Source organism: Pseudomonas sp. GZD-209, assembly GCF_049310485.1.
GTDB classification, from domain to species: Bacteria; Pseudomonadota; Gammaproteobacteria; order Pseudomonadales; family Pseudomonadaceae; genus Aquipseudomonas; species Aquipseudomonas sichuanensis.
This window is the reverse complement of record NZ_JBMOWQ010000056.1, coordinates 13,556-36,999: the sequence shown is the minus strand read 5'-3', so window position 1 is coordinate 36,999 and position 23,444 is coordinate 13,556. Positions and strand designations below refer to the sequence as shown.

Genomic DNA, 23,444 nt, shown 5'->3' with positions numbered 1-23,444 from the left:
TTTATATCGAAGTCTCACTCGTCCGAGTCGACATCCTCACCATTAGATGGAAGCTCCAATACTGCCTGCTCGAGCTTTTCTGCTTGGGGGTTCCCATGCGCCAGCCAGTCAAATGCGAATATTCGCATTTGATCTCGTGCGTAGTCCGCAGCTTTAGCCCCGATAAAACCACGCCCTGGCAGACCTGAACTTTTTTGAACAACCAAAAGTGTTAGAGGTGGCAAGTCCTGCAGAATGCAATACGACTGTATAGGCTCCAGTAACCTGCCCATACCTGCTGCAGGAACTCCAATCAACCTAGAGAGCATCCCATACGTAAGCGACTGTCGGTTACGTGCCGCCAAGGCAAGCACCGCCCATATCTGACTGGCTCTTTCAGATCGATTCATGAGACTTCCTATCTCCGGTTGAGTAGCCAAGAAATATCATAACGCCACTATTACTTCAAAATGTGTTCCTGAATTGACGAAGTAGGTGTTGTCTTCTAGCTTGGCTGGTCAGCGCTTAAGAACGCTCACGCGGCGGAATCCCGTTCCCGTTAGCAACGGCTTTCCTGACTCTGGAAGCCAATCATGGACAACCACTACAGCTCCACCCTCTTCACCCGCCACAACCGCCCCCTCCACACCCTCTGGCTCGAATCCCAAGCCTGGTTCTGCGCCCACGAACTCGGCCGGATGACCGGGCGCTTCTTCGACGAACACTGCATCCGCAAGCTCGACCCGGACCAGCATCGCACCGTGCAGCTGCTGCGCTACGGCCAGTACAGCGAGACCACCATGGTCAGCGAGTCCGGGGCCTACACCCTGCTGGCCCATCATCACATTCCGGAGAACCGCCATCTGCGCCACTGGCTGACCCATGAGGTGGTGGCGGTGCTGCGCGATGGGCAGGACTCGGCGCTGAACGACCTGCCGCGCCTGGGCAGGATGTGCTGGCCGGGTGGGCATACGGCGAGTCTGTTGTATTGGCAGAGTGAGCCTTGGGTACGGATGCGGGATATGCCGGTGGTGATGGCGGCGGAAGTGCCTTTGGCCGTGGCTGCAAAGCGCAAGTTGAGCTGGAAGGAATGTGCGCAGCGGGCGTTGCGGTTGCATGGGGTTGAGGATTGAAGGTCCCTGGGGCCGCGCTGCGGCCCTTCGCGGGAAAACCCGCTCCCACACGAAGGGGGAATGGCAGAAGAAGGGCTTGCCCTCGCCACAAAGGGCATCGATGTGCCGGACTGGAACATGCCAGTCACGTGGTCGAGGGCAAGACCGTTGATGAGTATAGAGCGGATCATGAGTCTTGCGACATCGAAGGCAGCGCTTTCAAGGTGTTTGCGTAATGGCCGGCAGGTGTTCGCCGAAAGCCTTGCAGCGCCTAGCAGATCGAGCGCCGCCCGCGCGGCGCTTCGCGGGTAAACCCGCTCCCACAGTTTGTTTCGGGCCAATTATTCCTGTGAAAGTACCGGCGCCTGCCTTGGTGCATGCCTTGAGTCATGCGGGGCGGCGGCAACGCCCACACTGAAACCGAGTCGTACCAACAAGGCTGACCAGGTGATGGCACAGGAGAGACTGGCCCGAAACAAACTGTGGGAGCGGGTTTACCCGCGAAGCGCCGCGCGGGCGGCGCTCGATCTAGAGAACGCTGCAAGACTATCGCCAAGCGCCTTGCGGCCAATCGCGGGGCAAGCCCGCTCCCACGCCCTCATCAGCTCACTATGGACTTAGTGAGCAACATCCAACGGCATCCGGTACTCGATCACCCCCGGCTTCTCGGCAATCCAGTCATACAACCGCTGCGCAGTCTGGTTGGTCTCCTGGGTATGCCAGTACAGCCGGTCGCATTGCTGCTGCCGGGCCTGGTCCTGGACGAACTCGATCAGCCGCTTGCCGACCGTCCGGCCCCGTGCGCTCGGGCACACGAACAGGTCTTCCAGGTAGCAGAAGTCGTTGCGCCCCCAGGTCGAACGGTGGAACACGTAGTGGACGAAGCCGAAGAGCTGCTCGCCGTCGGTGGCCACGGCGCAGTGCATGGGCTCGGCCGGGTCGAAGAAACGGGCCCAGGTGCGCTCGGTGATGGCTGGGCCCAGGTCCACTTGGTAGAAGGCCTGGTATTGCGCCCAGTAGTCGCACCAGGGCTGCAGATCGGCTTGCTTCACTCGGCGAACGAAAACGGGCAGTTGGGTGGTGGTCATTGTTGGAACCCTTTTGGACAAGACAGCGTGAATGAGTGAGGGGCCGGCCTGCCCGCAGCGCTTGCCTTCCTTGGCGGCTGCTTGCGGGCCTGGGTTTTATAGCGGATAAATGGTTGGTTTTTACCTGCCAATTGCTTGGCAATGACCAGACCACTTTGGGGTTCTAGGAAGGGGTAAGGCTTGAGATTGCCGGGGGCGCTTCGCGCCCCGGCATTGGCAGCCATCAATCAGGTCCATCAGCCAGGGAATCAGGCCAATGTTCAAACACGCACAACTGGAATCGGTAAAAGCCTGGATCAACGACCCCGCCCACAACGCGCTGGCCTTGCATGTGCGCATCCAGCGGGCGATCCGCCAGTTGATCCTCGACGGCGCACTGCCGGTGGGCAAGGCGCTGCCCGCCTCGCGCCCGCTGGCCCAGTCCCTGGGCGTGTCGCGGGATACCGTGGAATCGGCCTACAGCCAGTTGCACGCCGAGGGATTCATCGAGCGGCGCGTAGGCAGCGGCAGCTTCGTGTCGCAACGGGCCCGGTGCCTGCCGTTGCGCAAGCGCCAGCAGCCGGCACACAGCGAAGCCCCTGTGCAGTTGAGCCGCCGAGGCACGGCGATTCTGCACAGCGGTGGCGTCCACAACTTCCAGTCGCCCCGCCCCTTCGCCCCGGGCGTGGCCGAAACCCGGCACTTCCCCCTGGCCATCTGGGAGAAGCTGGAGCGGCAGGTGTACAAGGAATACGGCACGCGGGCGCTGGAGCACAGCGAGCCACAGGGCATGGCCCCGCTGCGCAAGGCAATCGCCGATTACCTCAACCTAGAGCGCGGCGCCCAGGCATCCGCCGAGCGCATCCTGATCCTCACCAGCTCGCAGCAGGCCCTTGGCCTGAGCGCCCAGGTGCTCATGGACGCAGGTGACCAAGTCCTGGTCGAGGACCCGCTGTATCAGGGCACCCGCAAGGCCGTCACCGCAGCAGGCCTGGAATGCATACCGGTGCCCGTGGACGAACATGGCCTGCAGGTGGACGCCATGGCCCGGCTCGCGCCGGACGCCCGGGCGCTGTTCCTCACCCCCTCCCACCAGTACCCGACCGGCGCCACCCTGTCGCTTGACCGGCGCCTGCTGGCGATCGAGTGGGCGCGCCAGCAACAGGCCTGGATCATCGAGGACGACTACGACAGCGAGTTCCACTACGCCGGCCGCCCCACCGCCTGCGTGCAGGGCCTGGACCCGCATGACCGCACGCTGTACATCGGCACCTTCACCAAATCGCTGTTCGCCGGGCTGCGCATCGGCTACCTGCTGCTGCCGCCCCAACTCGTCGCGCCGATGACCGCCGCCCGAACCCTGCAGGACGGGCATAACGCCTCTATCGCCCAGCTGACCCTGGCCAGGTTCATGGAGGGCGGCCACTTCAACGCCCATGTGCGGGCCATGCGCGGGCTCTACGCCGAGCGGCGCGATGTACTGGCAGATCTCATTCAGCGGCACCTGGCGGCATTTCTCGTGCCGCAGATCCCGGCCGGGGGGTTGCAGATGCCCTGCCATTTCGTCCAGGCCTTGCCTGAAGACGCCGTGGTCAGGGCCGCGCGCGGGGTGGGGATCGACCTGCTCGGGCTGGGTGGCCTGTATGCGGTGCCGAGGAACGACGTTGGCTTGCTGATGGGGTTTGCCGCTCAAACGACCGCCGAGATGAAGGCCGCGGTGGTGAAGCTGGAAAAGGTGTTCGCAGGCTTGGCCACTGCGGGACGCACATCAATAAGCCGTCCTCCGCGAAACGAAATGTCGTAAACAAAGGCAGCATAGTCACTCAGCCGACCCTACAACGCTAACGCCTAGAATACTTAGCTCAAATGCACAAAAATCCGTATAACGCCTAGTTTTACAAGCTTTATAAAATGCTTGGTTAACCTTTAAAAATCACTTTTCAACGCCTAATATTCTAGGCAAAGAGATCGATAAAGGTCTTTTAAACATAGGATTCCAGGCGTTATGAAAGCCACATCAATGACCGACGACGCCATCGCCCGTGAGATCGGCCAGCGCATTGAAGCGATCCGCTTGAAGCGTAATATCGGCCAGGACATCGTTGCCCATGAAGCCGGGATCTCTCGGGAGACCTACCGCAAGCTCACCGCCGGTAAAGGCACCTTGGTCAATGTAATCGCCGTGCTGCGGGTGCTTGGGGAGTTGGAGCGCCTCGCCAGCCTGATCGAGGAAGTCAGAAGCAGCCCCTTGCAGCTGGCGAAAATGCAGGGCAAGCAAAGGCAGCGAGCGACAGTTACACGGGCAACACAGCCGGCGCCTGAACACACCGGCAAAACCCCGATTGGCAAGCCCTCGCTCATTGGTGGCCAGAAACCCCACAAGGATGAAAGCTGGTGATCGCACAAATCTACCTCTGGGATGTGTACGTAGGCGCACTCAACTGGAACCCTCAAACCCAGGTTGGAGAATTCGAATACACCCCCGAATTCGTCAGGACCGGCCTGGAAATCTCGCCTGTCCACATGCCCTTGCGCGCGGACTACGTCTACGTCTTCCAGGGGCTGGACCGCGAAACCTTCAAAGGCCTGCCGTCGATTCTGGCCGACTCCCTGCCTGATGACTTCGGCAATGCGCTGATCGATGCCTGGTTGGCCCAGCAAGGGCGCAGCAAAGCCACGTTCACGCCGGTCGAGCGCCTGCTGTACCAGGGCGAGCGAGGCATGGGCGCGCTGGAATACCGCCCGGCGCTGGCCACCGAACGAGACAAGGCAGAAAGTATCCAGATCGACGCCCTGGTGCGCCTCGCCAGCGAGGTGCTGTCGGATCGCGAGTCGATCGCCGAACGGCTCAACGCCCATGACTCGTCAGTGGACGACGCGGCCCTGCAACACCTCATCCACATCGGCACGAGCGCGGGCGGGGCACGGGCGAAAGCGGTCATCGCCATCGATGCTCAAGGTGAGATCCGCTCAGGCCAGGTCACCGCGCCCCCCGGGTTCGAGTACTGGCTGCTCAAGTTCGATGTGGCCAAGGACTCGAAACTGCTGGCCGATTCACAGGGTTACGGGCGGATCGAGTACGCCTACCACCTGATGGCCAAGGCCGCGGGCATCAGCATGACCGAGTGCCGGTTGCTGGAAGAGGGAGGCCGCGCCCACTTCATGACCAAGCGCTTCGACCGCACGGCCGAAGGCGAGAAAATCCACATGGCCACCCTGTGCGCACTCGACCATGCCGACTTCCGCAAGCCTGGCCAGTACTCGTATACCGAGGCGTTCGGGGTCATGCGTGCACTGAGGATTTCCCGAGACGGGGCCGAGCAGTTCTACCGGCGCATGGTCTTCAACCTGGTCGCCCGGAACCAGGACGATCACACCAAGAACACGGCCTTCATGATGGATACCGACGGCACCTGGTACCTCACGCCGGCCTACGACGTGTCCTATTCCTACCTGCCCGGCAGCTTCTGGGTAGACACCCACCAGATGACGGTCAACGGCAAGCGGGACGACTTCACCCTCGATGACCTGCTGAGCGTGGCGAGCCAGGTTCGCGGCATGGACGCACGGCGGATCATCAAGGAAGTCTGCGAGGCCGTCGCACAGTGGCCACGCTTTGCCAGGGAAGCGGGTGTGCCTGCCACAGCCAGTGCGCGGATTGGTGAGGCACACCGGCTGTATCTTGGCGAGGGGCTGTGAGCCTGGCCCGCTACACGGCGCGATAACGCTCAGCCACCTGGGACTGGCGCAAATCCCCCATCAACATCTGCCGCGCACCGTCCAGCGCCGCCCAGCGCTCGGCATGCTGCAACGGCGGAATGGTGATCGCCTCACGCCGGTCATAGCCCACCAGTGCGGCATCGACCAGATCTTGTACCTCCATCACTTCAGGCAGCGAATCGATGTCCAGCCCGGAGCGCGACCAGATTTCGGTGCGGGTCGCCGCCGGCAGCACGGCCTGCACGTAGACGCCCTTTGGCCCCAGTTCCAGCGCCAGCCCCTGGGACAGGAACTGCACGAAGGCCTTGGTGGCGCCATACACCGTCATGCCCAGCTCCGGCGCCAGCCCCACCACCGAACCGATGTTGACGATGGCACCGCTGCCCTGCTCGGCCAGACGTGGGGCGATGGCGGCAGCCAGGCGGGTGACGGCGGTGACGTTCAGGCCGATCAGGCGTTCGAGGCTTTCGCCGTTCTGCCCGAGAAAACCGCCCGACTGGCCTTGGCCTGCGTTGTTGATCAGTACACCGATGCGGCCATCTTCACGCAAACGGGCTTCGACCTTGGCCAAGGCAGCTTCCTGCGTCAGGTCGGCGACCAGCACCTCGACCGCGACACTAAATTGCTCATGCAGGCGATCGGCCAGGGCCTCCAGCCGGGCCTGATCGCGGGCGACCAGTACCAGGTCGTGGCCGCGCTGGGCGAAGCGTTCGGCATAGGTGGCGCCGATGCCGCTGGAAGCGCCGGTGACAAGAACGGTAGGCAAGGCACTCATGGGTAGATCCTCAAGGTTGGGTGGGCCTGCCATTATGATTACGGTCATAATCTAACAATGTCAACGTTTTGATGATGAGTGACATCAATGTATGATGAGCCCCACCCCCCCCGGTGCAGGAGTCGCCCGCCATGAAAGTCAGCAAGGCACAAGCCCAAGCCAACCGCGCGCACATTGTCGAAACAGCCTCCTCGCTGTTTCGCGAGCGGGGGTATGACGGGGTCGGTGTGGCCGACCTGATGGCCGCTGCCGGTTTTACCCATGGCGGGTTCTACAAGCACTTCGGCTCCAAGGCCGACCTGATGGCCGAGGCCGCGGCTTGTGGCCTGGCCGGCAGCGCGGCGCGCAGTGAAGGGGTCGATCTGGCGGACTTCCTGGGCCAGTACCTGTCCAGGGAGCACCGCGACAATCCAGCGCAAGGCTGCACCCTGGCGGCGCTGAGCAACGATGCGGCGCGCCAGCCCGAGGCGGTCAAGGCGGTGTTTGCCGAAGGACTGGAGCAGTTGCTGCAGACGCTGCAGGCGGCTGGCGGGCCAATCGAGACTGCCGATGAAAAGGCTCAGCGTGCCCGGCGCTTGAGCGTGATTGCCACCTTGGTGGGGGCCATCACGCTGTCCCGCGCCTGCCCGGATGATTCGCCGTTGGCGGATGAGATTCTCGAGGCTTGCCGCAATCAGCTGCTGACCTAGCCACAGCCTTGGCTTGCGCTGTATGACACATCGCGCAGTCCATAGCGCGGGAGCGGCGGTGCGCCGCTGCGACTTGCCCCGCGAACACCGGCCATGCCGGTGCCATAAACCGCGCTGCTGCAATCGCGGGGCAAGCCCGCTCCCACAGGGATCGCGCCAGCGCCTTGAATTGTGAGCAAGACGGCTGCTCCCACAAGGGTCCCGCCAGGCCCACCCTGCCTGCCCCCCCTGTATTGAAAAATCCCGATTTTCTGTATCTGTCGCCCTCCCCTCCCCGCCCCGCACCATCACTCCCGCAGCGCAGGCACACCCGGCGCGCAGTTGCATACCAACCCCAACATCATGAGCAACATCGTTTCCACGGATGGAAAGCGCGTTTGTAGATAACCGTAGAACAGGCAAGCGCTACCACCCGGTACCCCACTTCCCTGCTGCCCCGTTACTTCAAAGCCTGCCGGCCCAACGGCCGGACGGCACGCTTCATTCAGGAAATCTGACAGGGATGCCCTAATGATCAAGCAACTGATAAACGAAAATAACTACGTTCAGGTCGATCAGCTGTGCAGTGCCAAGGTGCACTTGAAGATCGAGGGCCTGAACCCGGCCGGCTCCATCAAGCTCAAGACCGCCCACGCGATCGTCGCCGACCTGGAAAGCCGTGGGCTGATCACCCCCAGAACGCGGCTGATCGAATCCTCGTCGGGCAACCTCGGCGTGGCCCTGGCGATGGTCTGCGCGGCCAAGGGCTACCAGTTCGTCTGCGTCATCGACCCGAACACCTCGGCGCCCAACCGCAAGCTGATCCAGGCCCTCGGTGCGCAGGTGATCGTGGTCGACCAGCGCGACGAGAACGGTGGCTTCCTCTACTCGCGCATCCGCCTGATCGAACAGATGGTCGCGCAGAACCCCGACTACATCTGGCTCAACCAGTACCAGAACCCGAACAACCCGCTGGCCCACTACAACGCCACCGCGCGGGCCATCGCCGAGAAGTTCGGGCATGTCGACTACCTGTTCGTCGGCGCCGGCACCACCGGCACGCTGATGGGCTGCAAGCGCTACTTCGCCGACCACCACCCGCGCACCAAGGTGATCGCGGTGGACTCGGTCGGTTCGGTGACCTTCGGCCTGCCCGGCGGCACCCGCCATATCCCGGGGCTCGGCACCAGCCGCCGCCCTGAGATCTACGAGCCCAGCGATATCCACGCCTTCCTCACCGTGCCCGAAGTGCGCACGGTCCAGGTATGCCGCTGGCTGGCGCAGCGCTACGGCCTGCTGTTCGGTGGCTCCACCGGCACGGTGCTGGCCGGCGTGCAGCAGTGGGCAGCGCAGATCCGCCCGGACGATGTGGTGGTGGCGATCTCCCCGGACATGGGCGAGCGCTACCTGGAAACCCTCTATTCAGACGACTGGGTCAGCCAACGCTTGGGCCCGGACGCGCTGCAACCGTTGTTCCCCGAATTCCCTCTCTCCCTTACGGCGTAACCAGTCATGACCGCACAAGCTTCGATTCCCCCGTTCCACGTGATCCCCGGCGCCACCGTCAAGGACATCCTTGCCGGCATGCGCCAGGAGGCCATCGAGGTGGTCGCGCAGACCTACCTCACCCACGAGCGCGGCGAAACCGTCAACCCGGACAGCTACTTCCTGCGTTTCCCCGAAGAGCCAGCCAACCGCATCATTGCCCTGCCGGCGGCGATCGTCGACAAACAGGGCGAACAGTCGGTGTCGGGCATCAAGTGGATCGCCAGCTACCCGGACAACATCCACGCCGGCATCCCACGGGCCTCGGCGGTACTGATCCTCAACGACCCGCAAACCGGCTACCCCTACGCGCTGCTCGAAGGCGCGCTGATCAGCGCCGTGCGCACCGCCGCCTCGGCCGTGCTGGGCGCCTGGCTGCTCAATGACAAACACAAACGCGCTGGCAGCCTGTCGATCATTGGCGGCGGCGTGATCGCCCGCAATATCCTCGACACCTTCATCGGCGACGACTGGTCGTTCGGCCAGGTCGGCGTGCATGACCTCAACCGCGAGTCGGCCGAGGCTCTGGCCGGTTTCGGCGAGCAACTGGGCCTGCCACAGGTGCAACTGTGGTCGCTGGAAGAAGCGCTCAAGGCCGATATCGTGGTGTTCGCCACCAGCGCGGGCACCCCCTACGTCAGCGGCGACGACACCTTCCGCCCAGGCCAGATCGTGCTGAACATCTCGCTGCGCGACATCGATGCCGGCATCGTCGCCGCCAGCTACAACTACTTCGACGACGTCAGCCACTGCCTCAAGGCCAACACCTCGCCGCACCTGGCCGAACAGCGCTTCGGCCACCGCGATTTCGTCACCGGCACCGTGGCGCAGATCCTGCGCGGCGAACTGCAGGTCAACCGTGACAAACCCCTGATCTATTCGCCGTTCGGCATGGGCATCCTCGACCTGGCCCTGGGCCGGCGTATCCATGACGTGGCCCTCGAGCAAGGCTCGGCAGTCGCCGTGCCGTCGTTCTTCGGGGAGGAGCGCAGATGGTGAGCAAGCCCCTGCACATTGGCCTGGTGGGCTGCGGCTCGCGCGGGCTGTCGATCTTCGAGCGCCTGCTGAGCATCGCCGAAACCCGCCCGCAACAGCCGCTGGTGATCGACATCTTCGACCCCAACGTGTTCGGCACCGGTGCCCACTGGCCCAACCAACCGGACTACCTGCTGCTCAACACCGTGGCCGGGCAACTCGGGGTGTACCCCGACGCGGCGGCCTTCGGCACCCTGCACGATGCCCGCGAACGCTCGGGGCCGGACTTTCTGGAGTGGTGCCGGGCCAAGGGGGTCAAGGTCGACCCGAAGACCGGCCTGGTGGCCGACGACGGGCGCGCGGTGGAGCCGGAGGACTTCCTCCCGCGCCGGCTGCTCGGCGCCTATCTGGCCGACGCCTTCTCGCGCATTCTGAGAAGCGCGCCAGCCTGGGTGGCGGTGCGCCTGCACCCGCACCCGGTGGTCGGCCTGCGCACCGATGCGCAGCAGGCCTACCAGCTCAAGCTGCCGTCGGGCGACAGTGTGACCGTGGACCGCTTGATCCTGACCGTCGGCCATACCGGGCGGGTGCGGGCAGACGAGGAAGGCCGGGTGGGCGATATCTACCCGCTGCCGGGCAGCCTCGACAGCATCGCCGCCGGCGAAGCCGTGCTGCTCGAAGGGCTGGGCCTGGGGGCGATGGATACCCTGGCGGCGCTGACCGCTGGCCGCGGTGGCGCCTACCACCGCATGGCCGACGCCAGCCATGTGTACTTCCCGTCCGGCAAAGAGCCGGTGATCTATATCCAGTCGCGTGACGGCCTGCCGTTCCGCGCGCGCCCCAATGGCCTGACCCGGGCGCCACGGCACAAGCCGATCTTCCTCACCAGCACCCATATCGATGCACTGCGCCAGCAGGCGCCGAACGGCCAGCTGGACTTCGAGCGTGACGTGCTGCCGCGCATGCTGCTGGAAATGCGCGCGGCCGGCATGGCGGTGCTGCACGGCAAGACCGACCCGGCGCGCCACCGTGAAGTGCTGGAGCAACTGCGCACCGTCAGCCTGCAAACGCCTACCGATACCCGCGAAAGCGAGGGCCTGCTGCGTCACTACGAGGCGCTGTCCGGCGCCATCGACCCGCAGGCGCTGATCCTGCACAGCCTGCCGGCGCAGGTAAACGCGCACAACTACCATGCGTGGATCTACGACGCCATCGAGGCCGACCTGCACGAGGCCCGCATCGGCCGCGCCGAATCGCCGGTCAAGGCGGCCATCGAGGTGTGGCGCGACCTGCGTGACCGGCTGCGCGAGGCGGTCGACTTCGACGGCCTCACCGAGGCTTCGCACCGGCAGTTCTACGGCCGCTGGCACAAGGCGATCAACCGCCTGGTGGCCGGGCCGCAGAAGGAACGCCACGCCGACCTGTTGGCCCTCAGCGACGCCGGGCTGCTGACCTTCCTGCCACCGGGCGCCGTGCCAGCCGCCAAGCCTTACCGGCGGGTGGCCGGTTACGTGCAGGGCAGCGGCGTGCAGGACAGCGACTGCGCCCCGGTGCGCGACCTGGCGCGGCTTGGCCTGATCCGCCCGCGCACCGATGTGCCGGGCCTGGATGGCATCGATGTCGACGCGGCCTGCCACCCGCGCGCCAGCAGCGGCGAACCGGTGCGCAACCTCTGGGTGCTCGGGCCGCTGGCCGAGGGCTCGTGCTACTACAACCACTACGTCACCTCGGCCGGCGCGCCGTCGCGGCTGTTCATCGACGCCCACAAGGCCGCCTCGGCCATCCTCGACACAGGGACCGCCCCATGAAGCTCTACTACCAGACCCACTCGCCCTACGCCCGCAAGGTGCTGGTGATGGCCCATGAGCTCGGGCTCGCCGAGCGCCTGGAGGTGATCCACCACGAGACCAGCCCGACTACCCGCAACGAGACCATCTACCAGGCCAACCCGCTGGGCAAGGTGCCGGTGCTGATGCTGCCCGAGGGCGAGGCGCTGTTCGATTCGATCGTGATCTGCGACTACCTCGACACCCTGCACCAGGGGCCGAAGCTGATCCCGCTGCAAGGCCCCGAGCGCTACCAGGCCCTGCGCCTGCAGGCGCTGGCCCAGGGCCTGTGCGATGTCGGCATCAAGCTGCGCTGGGAAGTCGAACGCCGCCCGGCGCACCTGCGCTACCCGGCCTATGGTGAGGGGCAGAAGTACAAGCTCGAAGAGTCGTACCGCTACCTCGAACAACAGGTCGAACTCGACGGCCCGCTGAACGTGGGCCACGTGGCCCTGGGCACCGCCCTGGACTGGATCGTGTTCCGCGAGCTTGGCGACTTCTCCCAGCACCCGCGCCTGAACGCCTGGTACCAGCGTTTCTGCGACCGCCCCTCGATGCGCGCCACCGAGTACAGCGGTCAGACCCACGATTAAGGAACACAGCACATGGCTGCTCTCTTGTTGCAAATGTCGCCCATCGGCCTGGTGATCGCGCTGATCCTGCTGGTGCGTCGCCCGCCCGTGCAGGCAGCGCTGGCCGGCGTCGCGGTGGTCTTCCTGCTGTGGGGCATGGGCGCCGCGGCGCCGCTGTCGGCCGCCGCCAGCTCGGCGATCATCAAGGACACGATGATCCTGTTCCTCAGCACCGCCTGCGTGATCGTGCCGGGGCTGGCCTTCGTCATCCTGGTGGAGCGCGGCGGCGCGCCGCAGGCCATCGGTGCCTGGGTGCGCGAGCTGGGCTGGAAGCCACCGGCGCAGGTGATCTTCATCGTGCTGGGGTTGGCGCCGCTGCTGGAAGCGATGACCGGCTTCGGCGTCTCGCTGATCGCCACCGTGCCGCTGCTGATGGGGCTGTTTTCGCGCCAGGCAGGGATGAAGATCGCCCTGGCCGGCATGGTCATCATGCCGTGGGGCACCCTGGGCCTGGCCACGGTGATCGGCGGCTTGCTCACCCACCTGCCGGCCAACGAGCTGGGCAGCCATTCGGCGTTGATCAGCGCGCCGGTGTTCCTGGTGCTGGCGGGCATCGCCCTGTGGCAGGCCGGTATTCGCAGCGCCCTGCCGTGGCTGGGCTTGTGTGCGGTATCGGTGCTGTTCAGCGCGGTGCTGTACGGCATCAACCGCTTTGTCGGGCCTGAGGTATCGGGCGTGCTGGCGGGGCTGACCGTGGCCGCCGTGGGCCTGGTGATTTCGTACCTGCAGCGCAAGCGCCTGGTGCGCTGGCCGGCGGCAGCCTGGCCGTACCTGGCGCTGCTGGGGGTGATCGTTGCCTCGCGCGCACTGTTCGTACTGTCGGGCTGGGATGGCCTGTGGGTGATCAAGGGCGAGCATGTTTCGTGGAAGCCGCTGGCCTCGCCAGGGCTGGCGCTGCTGATCGTCACCGTGCTGATGACCCTGCGCCAGCGCGCCGACGGCAGCTTCCCGTGGGCCTCGCTGCTCAAGCGCGCCAAGTTCCCGGTGGCGACTATCTTCCTGTTCCTGCTGCTGTCGCAGGTGATGGTCAACGCGGGCTTTCTGGTCGAGGCGCAGCGCGCCCTGCAATCGCTGTCGGGGATTTCGCTGGCGCCGACCGTGGCGCTGCTGGCGGGTATCGCGGGCTACGTCACCGGCTCCAACGTGGGCGGCAACACCCTGGTGATGCCGTCGATCGCCGCCCTGGGCAGCGACTACGGGCCATGGCTGGCGGCGATGGTCAACAGCGCCGCCGGGCATGGTGCGCTGGGCTCGCTGTCGATCCTGTCGCTGATCACCGGGCTGGCAGCCGCCAACCGCGATGAAGAGCACGGGCTGATTCGCTTCGCCTTCGGCCTGGTAGCGCTGAACATCGCCATCGTTGCTGCAACCGGGGTGGTTTTACTTTATGTTCTGGGAGGTCATTCCTGAGCTGACAAGAGACCCCATGGATCGGTTCGAAACACCTGATAAACGCTGGCGGAGAGTCAAGGACTGGATCATCCGCCAGATCGACAGCGGTGAATGGCCGGCACGAACCAAGCTGCCGTCGATCCGCACCCTGGCCCGCCTGTTCGACACCAGCATCACCACCGTGCAGCGGGCCCTGGCCGACCTCGAAGCCAACGCCTATGTGCTGACCGAGCCGCGGGTCGGCTACTTCGTGTCGGCGGCGGGGCGCGCCAGCCCGGCCAGCCGTTTCGACTTCTCCAGCGTCACGGTCAACGTCAACCACGCGGTGGTCGCCATGCTCTCCCAGGCGGCCAGCCGCACCACCCTGTCGCTGAGTTCGGCCGTGCTGCACGGCGACCTCACCCCCCACGTGCTGCTCAACAAGTGCATGGCCACACTGGCCAGCAAGGCCGACCTGGCCATCGCCGGGCTGGTGACGCCACCTGGGCATGCGGCGCTGCGCCGGCGCATTGCCGGGCTGATGCTGACCCGGGGCGTGGTCTGCGGCCCGGACGAAGTGCTGGTGACCTCCGGCGATACCGTCGCCCTGGAACTGGCCCTGGAGGCCGTGGCCCAGCGCGGCGCCACGGTGGCCATCGAAACCCCCACCTACTACGGCATCCTGCAGACCATCGAGCGCCTGGGGATGCGTGCGCTGCCCATGCGCACCCACGGGGAAACCGGGATCGACATGGAGCACCTCGAAGAGGCGCTGAAGCTTGAAAAAGTCGATGTGATCTTCCTCAACCCGACCCTGCAGAACCCGCGCGGCTTCATCATGCCCGAGGCGGCCCGCGCCAGGCTGTCGCAACTGGCCCGCGAGGCCGATGTACCGATCATCGAGGACGACATCTTCTTCGACCTGGTGCCGGAAACCGAGCGGCCACGCGCGCTCAAGAGCTATGACAGCACCGGGCAGACCATCTACTGCTCGTCGTTTTCCAAGACCGTCGCCCCGGGCTTCCGGGTGGGCTGGTGCGTGGCCGGCAAGTACCGCGATGCCATCCTCGCGCAGATGTTCTCGCGCAACCTGGCGGTGTCGAGCCTGGCGCAAAGCGCGCTGAACGAGTTCATCGGGCGCGGCTACATGGACGAGCACTGCGCCCGACTGCGCAGCCAGCTGGCCACGGTGAATGAGGCGATGCACGGGCTGGTGCGTTCGGCGTTCCCGGCGGACACGGTCTACGTGCCGCCGCGTGGGGGGTTCATCCACTGGCTGGAATTGCCGGCGGGTACCGACATGGCCCTGCTTCAGCAATTGGCCCATGAGCGGGGCTACCACATCGCCGGCAGCGGGATTTTCTTCGCCGATGGCCAGCCCACCACGGGGCTGCGCTTGTGCCTGGGCAGGCCGCTGTCGCCGGAGCTGGCCCAGGGGCTCAAGGTGCTGGGCGAGTGTGCCCGACAGGCGCTGGAACCGCTTGCCATTGGGCTGCCAACCCTGGAAATGCCTTAGACGCTCTGTGCAGGAGCGGCACAAGGCCGCTCCTGCACAGGGATCGTACAACCCAACAGCACTTGAATCCCATGGAACGTTGACAAGCCGATTCTCACTTGATAATAATCGTCACAGTTGTACGACAACACACAACAAAAACAACAATCAGTGAAGAGTCCCATGCCAACATTCCGTTCGCGCACCTCGCGCCCGTCGCTGCATACCCGTCTCCCGATAACGCTCCCCGGCGAACCCTTGCCGCAGGCCCTGACTACCTAGCGCCTTCCGGCTCGACCCCTCACGCCCTGACGGGCTGAACTGACCCGCCCCTGCCGTTGGCCGCTTGCGCGTGCCCGGCAATCGGCTGCCTCACATTCGGGAGCACAACAACCATGAACATCCGCCAACCCCTGCCTTTCGCCCTGCTCGGCGCCGCCCTGCTCGGCAACCTGCCTGGCGCCAGCCTGGCCGCCGGCTTCGTCGAGGATGCCAAGGCCACCCTGGGCCTGCGCAACTTCTACATCAACCGCAACTTCGTCGACCCGCGCAACCCGCAGAGCAAGGCCGAAGAGTGGACCCAGAGTTTCATCCTCGATGCCCGCTCCGGCTTCACCGAGGGCCCGGTCGGCTTCGGCGCCGATGTGCTGGGGCTGTGGTCGGTGAAGCTCGACGGCGGTGGCGGCACCTATGGCACCGGCCTGCTGCCACGCCACGACGACGGGCGCCCGGCCGACGACTTCGGCCGCCTGGCGGTGGCGGGCAAGGCGCGCATCTCCAAGACCGAACTGAAGATCGGTGAGTGGATGCCGGTGCTGCCGATCCTGCGGGCGGACGATGGTCGCTCGCTGCCGCAGACCTTTCGCGGCGGCCAGCTCACCTCCAGCGAAATCGCCGGCCTGACCCTTTACGGCGGCCAGTTCCGCGGCAACAGCCCGCGCAACGATGCGAGCATGGAAGACATGAGCTACGGCCGTGGCATCTCGGACCGCTTCAACTTCGCCGGCGGCGAGTACAAGTTCAACCAGGACCGCACCCTGATCGGCCTGTGGAACGCGCAACTCAAGGACGTCTACGAACAGCAGTATCTGCAGCTGAGCCATAGCCAGCCACTGGGCAACTGGACCCTGGGCGCCAACCTCGGTTACTTCCAGGGCGGCGAAGACGGCGCCGAACGCGCCGGCAAACTGGACAACAAGACCTACTCGGGGATGTTCTCGGCACGGGTGGGTGGCAACACCTTCTACGTCGGCCTGCAGAAGGTCAGCGGCGACACCTGGATGCGGGTCAACGGCACCAGTGGCGGCACCCTGGCCAACGACAGCTACAACGCCAGTTTCGACAACGCCAACGAGCGCTCCTGGCAGGTGCGCCATGACTTCAACTTCGTCACCGTCGGTGTGCCGGGGCTGACCCTGATGAACCGCTACATCAGCGGCGACGACGTGCACAGTGGCGCCATCCGCGATGGCAAGGAATGGGTGCGTGAGTCGGAGCTGGCCTATGTAATCCAGAGCGGAGCGTTCAAGGACCTGAGCATCAAGTGGCGCAACTCGAACATCCGCCGCAGCTTCAGCAACAACGAATTCGACGAGAACCGCCTGATTTTCAACTACCCGCTGTCGCTGCTGTGAGTGATTGACAAGCAGCGGAAACGCTGTCGATAATCGCCAAAAGTCATACGACAACATACAACAATTGACGACTGCGAGCCTGCCATGACCACTACCCGCTTCAACCGCCTGCTCCTCACTGGCGCCGCAGGAGGCCTGGGCCAGGTGCTCCGCGAGCGCCTCCAGGGCTGCGCCGAGGTGCTGCGCCTGTCCGATATCAGCCCGATGGCGCCCGCCAGCGGCCCCCACGAAGAGGTGGTGAACTGCGACCTGGCCGACAAGGCTGCAGTGCAGGCACTGGTCGAAGGGGTGGACGCCATCGTCCACTTCGGCGGCGTGTCGGTGGAGCGCTCGTTCGAGGAGATCCTCGGCCCCAACATCTGCGGTGTGTTCCATATCTACGAGGCAGCACGCAAGCACGGGGTCAAGCGCATCATCTTCGCCAGCTCCAACCACACCATCGGCTTCTACAGACAGGACGAGCGCATCGACGCCCATGCCCTGCGCCGGCCCGACAGCTACTACGGGCTGTCCAAATGCTACGGCGAAGACGTCGCCAGCTTCTACTTCGACCGCTATGGCATCGAGACCGTCAGCATCCGCATCGGCTCGTCGTTCCCCGAGCCGCAGAACCGGCGGATGCTCAGCTCGTGGCTGAGCTATGACGACCTCACCCAACTGATCGAGCGCGGCCTGTTCACCCCGAACGTTGGCCACACCGTGGTCTACGGTGCCTCGGCCAACCCGACGCAGTGGTGGGACAACCGCTACGCCGCGCACCTGGGCTACGCGCCGAAGGACTCCTCCGAGGTGTACCAGGCCAAGGTGCAGGCGCAGCCGATGCCGGCCGCCGATGACCCGGCGATGGTCTACCAGGGTGGCGCCTTCGTCGCTGCCGGGCCCTTCGATTGAGCCACCCAGGGCCAGGAGGCCGCCCATGCACGCAGAACTGATTCTCGACGCCCGCAACGGCACCGGTGAAAGCCCGGTATGGCACCCCGGCGAACAGGCCTTGTACTGGGTCGATATTCCCGCCGGCCAACTGCACCGCTGGCGGCTGGCGGACGGCGCGCACCAGCGCTGGCAGGCCGATGAAATGCTCGCCTGTATCGCCCGCAGCGCCAGCCCCGAGGGCGGCTGGATCGCCGGCATGCAGAGCGGCCTGTTCCATCTGCAACCCACCGCCCAGGGCACCCTGGTCAGCCGCCCCCTGGCCAGCGTGGCCCATGCCCGTGAGGGCATGCGTTTCAACGACGGGCGCTGCGACCGCCAGGGCCGTTTCTGGGCCGGCACCATGCTGATGGACATGCAGCAAGGCGCCACGGTCGGCGCGCTGTACCGCCACGACGGTGACGGCCAGCCGCTGCACCTGCAGCAAGACGGCATGATCGTGCCCAACGGCCTGGCCTTCAGCCCCGATGGCAAGCGCATGTACCTGTCCGACTCGCACCCCCAGGTGCAGGCCATCTGGGCCTTCGACTACGACACCGACAGCGGTACCCCCAGCAACCGCCGGCTGTTCGTCGACATGCGCGACTACCCCGGCCGCCCCGACGGCGCCGCCATCGACCAGGACGGCTGCTACTGGATCTGCGGCAACGACGCAGGCCTGGTGCACCGCTTCACCCCCGACGGCAAGCTCGACCGCTCGCTGCCGGTACCGGTGAAGAAGCCGGCCATGTGCGCCTTCGGCGGCCCTGGCCTGGACACGCTGTTCGTCACCTCGATTCGCCCCGCAGGCGTGGACCTTGCCGACCAGCCGCTGGCCGGTGGCGTGTTCGCCCTGAACCCAGGCGTCAAAGGCCTGGAGGAGCCTGCCTGGGGCAACTGAGCCTGCTCTACCGCACTGCCCACACGAACGAAACCAGACAATAACAACACCGGAGTTTCCTCATGACCTTGAAGCACAAGTGGCTACTGGCCGCCCTCCCCTTCGCCCTGTCCATGTCGGTCTCGGCCGCCACCCTGAACATCAAGTTCGCCGAGATCCACCCCAGCGGCTACCCGACCGTGGTCGCCGAAGAACACATGGGCAAGAAACTCGAAGCGGCCAGCAACGGCGCGATCACCTTCAAGATGTTCGCCGGCGGTGTGCTGGGTTCGGAAAAGGAAGTGATCGAGCAGGCGCAGATCGGCGCCGTGCAGATGACCCGCGTGAGCCTGGGCATCGTCGGCCCGGTGGTGCCGGATGTGAACGTGTTCAACATGCCGTTCGTGTTCCGCGACCACGAGCACATGCGCAAGGTCATCGATGGCGAGATCGGCCAGGAAATCCTCGACAAGATCACCAACTCCGACTTCAACCTGGTGGCCCTGGCCTGGATGGACGGCGGCACCCGCAGCCTCTACACGAAAAAGCCGGTGCGCAGCATCGAAGACCTCAAGGGCATGAAGATCCGCGTACAGGGCAACCCGCTGTTCCTCGACATGATGAACGCCATGGGCGGCAACGGCATCGCCATGGACACCGGGGAAATCTTCAGCGCCCTGCAGACCGGGGTGATCGACGGCGCCGAGAACAACCCGCCGACCCTGCTGGAGCACAACCACTACCAGAGCGCCAAGTACTTCACCCTGACCGGCCACCTGATCCTGCCGGAGCCGGTGGTGATGTCCAAGACCACCTGGGAAAAGCTCACCCCCGAGCAGCAGACCCTGGTCAAGACCGTCGCCCGCGAGGCGCAAATGGAAGAGCGGGCGCTGTGGGACGCCAAGTCGGCAGCCAGTGAAGCCAAGCTCAAGGCAGCGGGCGTGGAGTTCATCAGCGTCGACAAGAAGCCGTTCTTCGACGCCACCGCCCCGGTGCGGGAAAAGTACGGTGCGCAGTACGCCGACCTGATGAAGCGCATCGCCGAGGTCCAGTAACCCCGGTTCCGTTCCCAGATGACTCCTGCAGGGCGGCACGCGCCCCCCTGCAGCTTCGGTGATGCCCTATGAAAAATTCATTCCTGCGTCTGAACGACGCCCTGTACCGCTGCTGCATCTGGATTGCCGGCCTGTCGATCCTGACCATGACGCTGATCATTCCCTGGGGCATCTTCGCCCGTTACGTGCTGGGCACCGGCTCCAGCTGGCCGGAGCCGGTGGCGATCCTGCTGATGGTGGTGTTCGCCTTCATCGGCGCCGCCGCCAGCTACCGCGCCGGTGCGCACATGGCGGTGGCGATGGTCACCGACCGCCTGCCGCCGGCCCAGCGCAAGGCCGCGGCGCTGCTGGTGCAGCTGCTGATGCTGCTGGTGTGCGTGTTCATGACCTGGTACGGCTACAAGCTGTGTGTGACTACCTGGAAGCAGTTCCTTGCCACCCTGCCATCGGTGCGGGTGGGGCTGACCTATGCGCCGATCCCGATCGGCGGTGCTGTCACCCTGATGTTCGTGCTGGAAAAACTCATCCTGGGCGACCAGAGCCATCGCCAGGTGATGCGCTTTGACGTCGTCGAAGAACACGAAGGAGCGGCATGATGGATGCGTTGATTCTGATAGGCAGCTTCCTCGCGTTGATCCTGCTGGGCATGCCGGTGGCCTATGCCCTGGGCCTGTCGGCGCTGATCGGCGCGTGGTGGATCGACATCCCGCTGCAGGCCATGATGATCCAGGTGGCCAGTGGGGTTAACAAGTTCTCGCTGCTGGCCATTCCGTTCTTCGTGCTGGCCGGCGCGATCATGGCCGAAGGCGGCATGTCGCGGCGGCTGGTGGCGTTCGCCGGGGTGCTGGTGGGCTTCGTGCGCGGCGGCCTGTCGCTGGTCAATATCACCGCCTCGACCTTCTTTGGCGCGATCTCCGGTTCGTCGGTGGCCGACACCGCCTCGGTCGGCTCGGTGCTGATCCCGGAGATGGAACGCAAGGGCTACCCGCGTGAGTTCTCCACCGCTGTCACCGTCAGCGGTTCGGTGCAGGCCCTGCTCACCCCGCCCAGCCACAACTCGGTGCTGTACTCGCTGGCGGCCGGGGGCACGGTGTCGATCGCCTCGCTGTTCATGGCCGGTGTGATGCCCGGGCTGCTGATGAGCGCGGTGCTGATGGGCCTGTGCCTGATCTTCGCGAAAAAGCGCAACTACCCCAAGGGCGAAGTGATCCCGCTGCGCCAGGCGATGAAGATCGCCGGTGAAGCGCTGTGGGGCCTGATGGCGATGGTGATCATCCTCGGCGGCATTCTGTCCGGGGTGTTTACCGCCACAGAATCGGCGGCGATCGCCGTGGTCTGGTCGTTCTTCGTGACCATGTTCATCTACCGCGACTACAAGTGGCGCGACCTGCCCAAGCTGATGCACCGCACGGTGCGGACCATCTCCATCGTGATGATCCTGATCGGCTTTGCGGCGAGCTTCGGCTACGTCATGACGCTGATGCAGATCCCGTCGAAGATCACCACGATGTTCCTGACCCTGTCGGACAACCGCTACGTGATCCTGATGTGCATCAACTTCATGTTGCTGCTGCTGGGCGCGGTGATGGACATGGCGCCGCTGATCCTGATCCTCACGCCGATCCTGCTGCCGGTGATCGCCGGCATCGGTGTGGACCCGGTGCACTTCGGCATGATCATGCTGGTCAACCTGGGGATCGGCCTGATCACCCCACCGGTGGGTGCGGTACTGTTCGTCGGTTCGGCGATCGGCAAGGTCAGTATCGAATCCACGGTCAAGGCGCTGCTGCCGTTCTACCTGGCACTGTTCCTGGTACTGATGGCGGTGACCTACATTCCGGCCATCTCGCTGTGGCTGCCAAGCGTGGTGCTGTAATGCCACAAGGCGGGCCTTGATGGCCCGCCCTTCCCTGCAAACGGACCCTGCATCATGGCTGTCGCCCTCGCTACACCTCACCTCTTCCCGCGCAAACTGGCGGTAGCGCTGCTGGCGCTGCTGGCCTGTTGCTTCGCCGGCAACCACATTGCCGCGCGCATCGCCTTCGACGACGACACCGGCGTATTACTGGCCATCCTCTGCCGCTCGGGCCTGACCCTGCTGGCCCTGGGTGGCCTTGTATTGTGGCAGCGCCAGCCGTTGGGGCTACCTGCCGGCTCCTGGCGCTGGCAACTGCTGCTGGGCCTGCTGATCGCCACCCAGAGCCTGTGCCTGTACTCGGCCGTGGCGCGTATTCCGGTGGCCCTGGCACTGCTGGTGGGCAACACCTTCCCGATCCTGCTGGCGCTGCTGAGCTGGGCCCTCGGCGGGCCGCGGCCGACCCGGCGCACCGCGGCCTTGATGGGTTTGATCCTGTTCGGCCTGGTGCTGGCGCTGGATGTGCCCTCTCGCTTGAATGGCAGCGCCGAGGCCAACCCGGACTGGGCCCTGGGGGTAAGCCTGGCGTTCTGCGCGGCCTGCGTATTCGCCTGCGCGCTGTGGATCACCGACCACAAGCTGGCCGGCGTTCGCGGCCCGGTGCGCAGCATGCTGACCCTGCTGATCGTGTTCGCCAGCATGCTGCTGGCAGGCTCCGGCGGCCTGGTCCCGGCCGGGCTGGCGCTGCCGGGCAGCAGTGGCGGCTGGCTGGCCCTGGCGAGCCTGGTGGTGCTGTACGGCACGGCCTTCACCCTGCTGTTCGTGTGCATGCCACGGCTGAACATGGCGCAGAACGCCCCGGTGATGAACATCGAGCCGATCGCCACCCTGTTGCTGGGCTGGGCCCTGCTCGGCCAGCAACTCAATACCCTGCAGCTGCTCGGCGCCGCCGTGGTGGTATGCGGGATCGTCCTGTTGACCTACCGCAAGGCGGGTTGAAACCGCCTGCACCTTCGGAGCGCCGCAATGCCTGTGCCTGAACTGCACCTGCAAGACCGTCTGACCCGCCTGAGCCTGGCGCCCACCCTGGGCGCCAGCCTGATCAACTGGCAGGCCAAGGCCAACGGCCAGGCTCTGCTGCGCCACAGCGACAGCGCCGCGCTGGCCAGCGGCTCACCACGACGCCTGGGCTGCTACCTGCTGGCGCCCTGGTCGAACCGCATCGCTGAGGGCGGCTTTCAGTGCCCTGATGGCTGGCTGGCATTGGCGCCCAATACCGACCATGACCCCTACCCTATCCATGGCAGTGCCTGGCAGCAGCCCTGGCAAGTCGATAGCGTGGATGACGGCCATGCCCGCCTGAGCCTGGACAGCCAGGTGCCCTTTGCTTACCGCGCGACCCTGGACGTACGCCTGGATGAAGGCTGCCTGACCCTTGAGCTGGAAGCGACCCACCTCGACCCACGGCCGACCTGGCATGGGCTGGGGTTTCACCCGTACTTTCCGCGCTTTGCCGACACCCGCTTGCTGGCGCCCGCGCAGCAGGTGTGGGTGGGTGATGAGGGGCAGTTGCCCTCGCGCCAGGCCACGATCCCGCCGCAATGGTGTTTCGACACGCTGCAGGCATTGCCCAGCGATGGGGTCGATCATGCCTTCAGTGGTTGGCAAGGCACCTGCAGCATTGTCCAGCCGACGGCGGGTTATCGCCTCGATTGCCATGCCAGGGGTGCCGATCACTACCTGCTGTACTGCCCCAAGGACCAGGGCTTCTTCTGCATCGAGCCGGTCAGCCACCCGATCAACGCCCATCACCTGCCCGATCGGCCCGGCTTGCGGCTGCTGCGCCAACATGAACAACTGCACCTGGGTTTCAGCTTGCAGTACCGGGCACTTGGCACCGACTGAAAACGCCAAAGGGGCTGCAAGCAGCCCCTTTGATCCATCGC

The 23,444-nt window shown here is 65.1% G+C and carries 23 protein-coding genes; 19 read left to right on the top strand and 4 right to left on the bottom strand.

What is annotated here, in order from left to right; genetic code table 11:
- Positions 1-14 precede the first annotated feature (14 nt).
- Complete coding sequence (locus ACO6VM_RS08710) at positions 15-389, bottom strand: hypothetical protein (protein ID WP_390970395.1); 375 nt, start codon at positions 387-389, stop codon at positions 15-17.
- Between the two features lie 183 nt (positions 390-572).
- Here ACO6VM_RS08710 and ACO6VM_RS08705 point away from each other — a divergent pair, with 183 nt between their 5' ends.
- A complete protein-coding gene (locus tag ACO6VM_RS08705) occupies positions 573-1,112 on the top strand; it encodes a Bro-N domain-containing protein (RefSeq protein ID WP_422403133.1) in 540 nt (179 codons plus the stop codon).
- A 596-nt stretch (positions 1,113-1,708) separates the two neighbouring features.
- Here ACO6VM_RS08705 and ACO6VM_RS08700 read toward each other — a convergent pair.
- Both ACO6VM_RS08700 and ACO6VM_RS08695 read right to left on the bottom strand, forming a co-directional pair.
- Positions 1,709-2,179, bottom strand: coding sequence for a GNAT family N-acetyltransferase (locus tag ACO6VM_RS08700; protein ID WP_422403132.1), 471 nt, complete (start codon positions 2,177-2,179; stop codon positions 1,709-1,711).
- Positions 2,176-2,403, bottom strand: a complete 228-nt coding sequence (locus ACO6VM_RS08695) for a hypothetical protein (RefSeq protein WP_401059463.1) — start codon at positions 2,401-2,403, stop codon at positions 2,176-2,178. Before ACO6VM_RS08695 ends, ACO6VM_RS08700 begins: the two co-directional genes overlap by 4 nt.
- Positions 2,404-2,435: 32 nt before the next feature.
- On the opposite strand from ACO6VM_RS08695, the gene ACO6VM_RS08690 reads away from it, so the two are divergent.
- From ACO6VM_RS08690 to ACO6VM_RS08680, 3 genes are all read left to right on the top strand, one after another.
- On the top strand, positions 2,436-3,962 hold the full coding sequence (locus ACO6VM_RS08690; protein ID WP_422403131.1) for a PLP-dependent aminotransferase family protein: 1,527 nt from the start codon (positions 2,436-2,438) through the stop codon (positions 3,960-3,962).
- Positions 3,963-4,178: 216 nt separating this feature from the next.
- Positions 4,179-4,556 (top strand): helix-turn-helix domain-containing protein, encoded by a 378-nt coding sequence (locus ACO6VM_RS08685; RefSeq protein WP_422403130.1) that lies wholly within the window; start codon positions 4,179-4,181, stop codon positions 4,554-4,556.
- A complete protein-coding gene (locus ACO6VM_RS08680; RefSeq protein ID WP_422403129.1) occupies positions 4,553-5,857 on the top strand; it encodes a type II toxin-antitoxin system HipA family toxin in 1,305 nt (434 codons plus the stop codon). Before ACO6VM_RS08685 ends, ACO6VM_RS08680 begins: the two co-directional genes overlap by 4 nt.
- Before the next feature lie 10 nt (positions 5,858-5,867).
- On the opposite strand, the gene ACO6VM_RS08675 is transcribed toward ACO6VM_RS08680, so the two are convergent.
- Positions 5,868-6,653 (bottom strand): SDR family NAD(P)-dependent oxidoreductase, encoded by a 786-nt coding sequence (locus ACO6VM_RS08675; RefSeq protein WP_422403128.1) that lies wholly within the window; start codon positions 6,651-6,653, stop codon positions 5,868-5,870.
- A gap of 131 nt (positions 6,654-6,784) precedes the next feature.
- Here ACO6VM_RS08675 and ACO6VM_RS08670 point away from each other — a divergent pair, with 131 nt between their 5' ends.
- The 15 genes from ACO6VM_RS08670 to ACO6VM_RS08600 all read left to right on the top strand — a co-directional run bounded on the left by ACO6VM_RS08670 (position 6,785) and on the right by ACO6VM_RS08600 (position 23,403).
- Entirely contained in the window at positions 6,785-7,342 is a 558-nt protein-coding gene (locus ACO6VM_RS08670) for a TetR/AcrR family transcriptional regulator (protein WP_422403127.1), read from the top strand.
- A 510-nt stretch (positions 7,343-7,852) separates the two neighbouring features.
- A complete protein-coding gene (sbnA, locus tag ACO6VM_RS08665; RefSeq protein ID WP_306109320.1) occupies positions 7,853-8,827 on the top strand; it encodes a 2,3-diaminopropionate biosynthesis protein SbnA in 975 nt (324 codons plus the stop codon).
- A 6-nt stretch (positions 8,828-8,833) separates the two neighbouring features.
- Positions 8,834-9,865, top strand: a complete 1,032-nt coding sequence (gene sbnB / locus ACO6VM_RS08660; RefSeq protein WP_422403126.1) for a 2,3-diaminopropionate biosynthesis protein SbnB — start codon at positions 8,834-8,836, stop codon at positions 9,863-9,865.
- Positions 9,859-11,649: an FAD/NAD(P)-binding protein gene (locus tag ACO6VM_RS08655; protein ID WP_422403125.1), complete on the top strand. Its 1,791-nt coding sequence runs from the start codon at positions 9,859-9,861 to the stop codon at positions 11,647-11,649. Before sbnB ends, ACO6VM_RS08655 begins: the two co-directional genes overlap by 7 nt.
- Positions 11,646-12,260: a glutathione S-transferase gene (locus ACO6VM_RS08650; RefSeq protein WP_347150620.1), complete on the top strand. Its 615-nt coding sequence runs from the start codon at positions 11,646-11,648 to the stop codon at positions 12,258-12,260. The genes ACO6VM_RS08655 and ACO6VM_RS08650 overlap by 4 nt, the downstream gene beginning before the upstream one ends.
- 12 nt (positions 12,261-12,272) lie before the next feature.
- Positions 12,273-13,709, top strand: coding sequence for an L-lactate permease (locus ACO6VM_RS08645; RefSeq protein ID WP_258645272.1), 1,437 nt, complete (start codon positions 12,273-12,275; stop codon positions 13,707-13,709).
- Between the two features lie 16 nt (positions 13,710-13,725).
- The gene (locus ACO6VM_RS08640) at positions 13,726-15,186 is read left to right on the top strand and encodes a PLP-dependent aminotransferase family protein (protein ID WP_422403124.1); all 1,461 of its coding nucleotides are present in this window, start codon (positions 13,726-13,728) and stop codon (positions 15,184-15,186) included.
- Between the two features lie 374 nt (positions 15,187-15,560).
- Entirely contained in the window at positions 15,561-16,799 is a 1,239-nt protein-coding gene (locus tag ACO6VM_RS08635; RefSeq protein WP_401059444.1) for an OprD family porin, read from the top strand.
- Between the two features lie 84 nt (positions 16,800-16,883).
- Positions 16,884-17,690 carry an NAD-dependent epimerase/dehydratase family protein gene (locus ACO6VM_RS08630; RefSeq protein WP_422403123.1) on the top strand — a complete coding sequence of 269 codons (807 nt, stop codon included), beginning with the start codon at positions 16,884-16,886 and terminating at the stop codon, positions 17,688-17,690.
- 25 nt (positions 17,691-17,715) lie between these two features.
- Complete coding sequence (locus ACO6VM_RS08625; RefSeq protein ID WP_422403122.1) at positions 17,716-18,609, top strand: glucurono-1,5-lactonase; 894 nt, start codon at positions 17,716-17,718, stop codon at positions 18,607-18,609.
- A gap of 62 nt (positions 18,610-18,671) precedes the next feature.
- On the top strand, positions 18,672-19,643 hold the full coding sequence (locus ACO6VM_RS08620; protein WP_125462943.1) for a TRAP transporter substrate-binding protein: 972 nt from the start codon (positions 18,672-18,674) through the stop codon (positions 19,641-19,643).
- Between the two features lie 68 nt (positions 19,644-19,711).
- Positions 19,712-20,239 carry a TRAP transporter small permease gene (locus tag ACO6VM_RS08615; protein WP_125857696.1) on the top strand — a complete coding sequence of 176 codons (528 nt, stop codon included), beginning with the start codon at positions 19,712-19,714 and terminating at the stop codon, positions 20,237-20,239.
- A complete protein-coding gene (locus ACO6VM_RS08610; RefSeq protein ID WP_401059436.1) occupies positions 20,239-21,519 on the top strand; it encodes a TRAP transporter large permease in 1,281 nt (426 codons plus the stop codon). The genes ACO6VM_RS08615 and ACO6VM_RS08610 overlap by 1 nt, the downstream gene beginning before the upstream one ends.
- Positions 21,520-21,573: 54 nt before the next feature.
- Positions 21,574-22,497, top strand: a complete 924-nt coding sequence (locus ACO6VM_RS08605; RefSeq protein WP_401059434.1) for an EamA family transporter — start codon at positions 21,574-21,576, stop codon at positions 22,495-22,497.
- Between the two features lie 27 nt (positions 22,498-22,524).
- Entirely contained in the window at positions 22,525-23,403 is an 879-nt protein-coding gene (locus ACO6VM_RS08600; protein ID WP_422403121.1) for an aldose 1-epimerase, read from the top strand.
- Positions 23,404-23,444 lie beyond the last annotated feature (41 nt).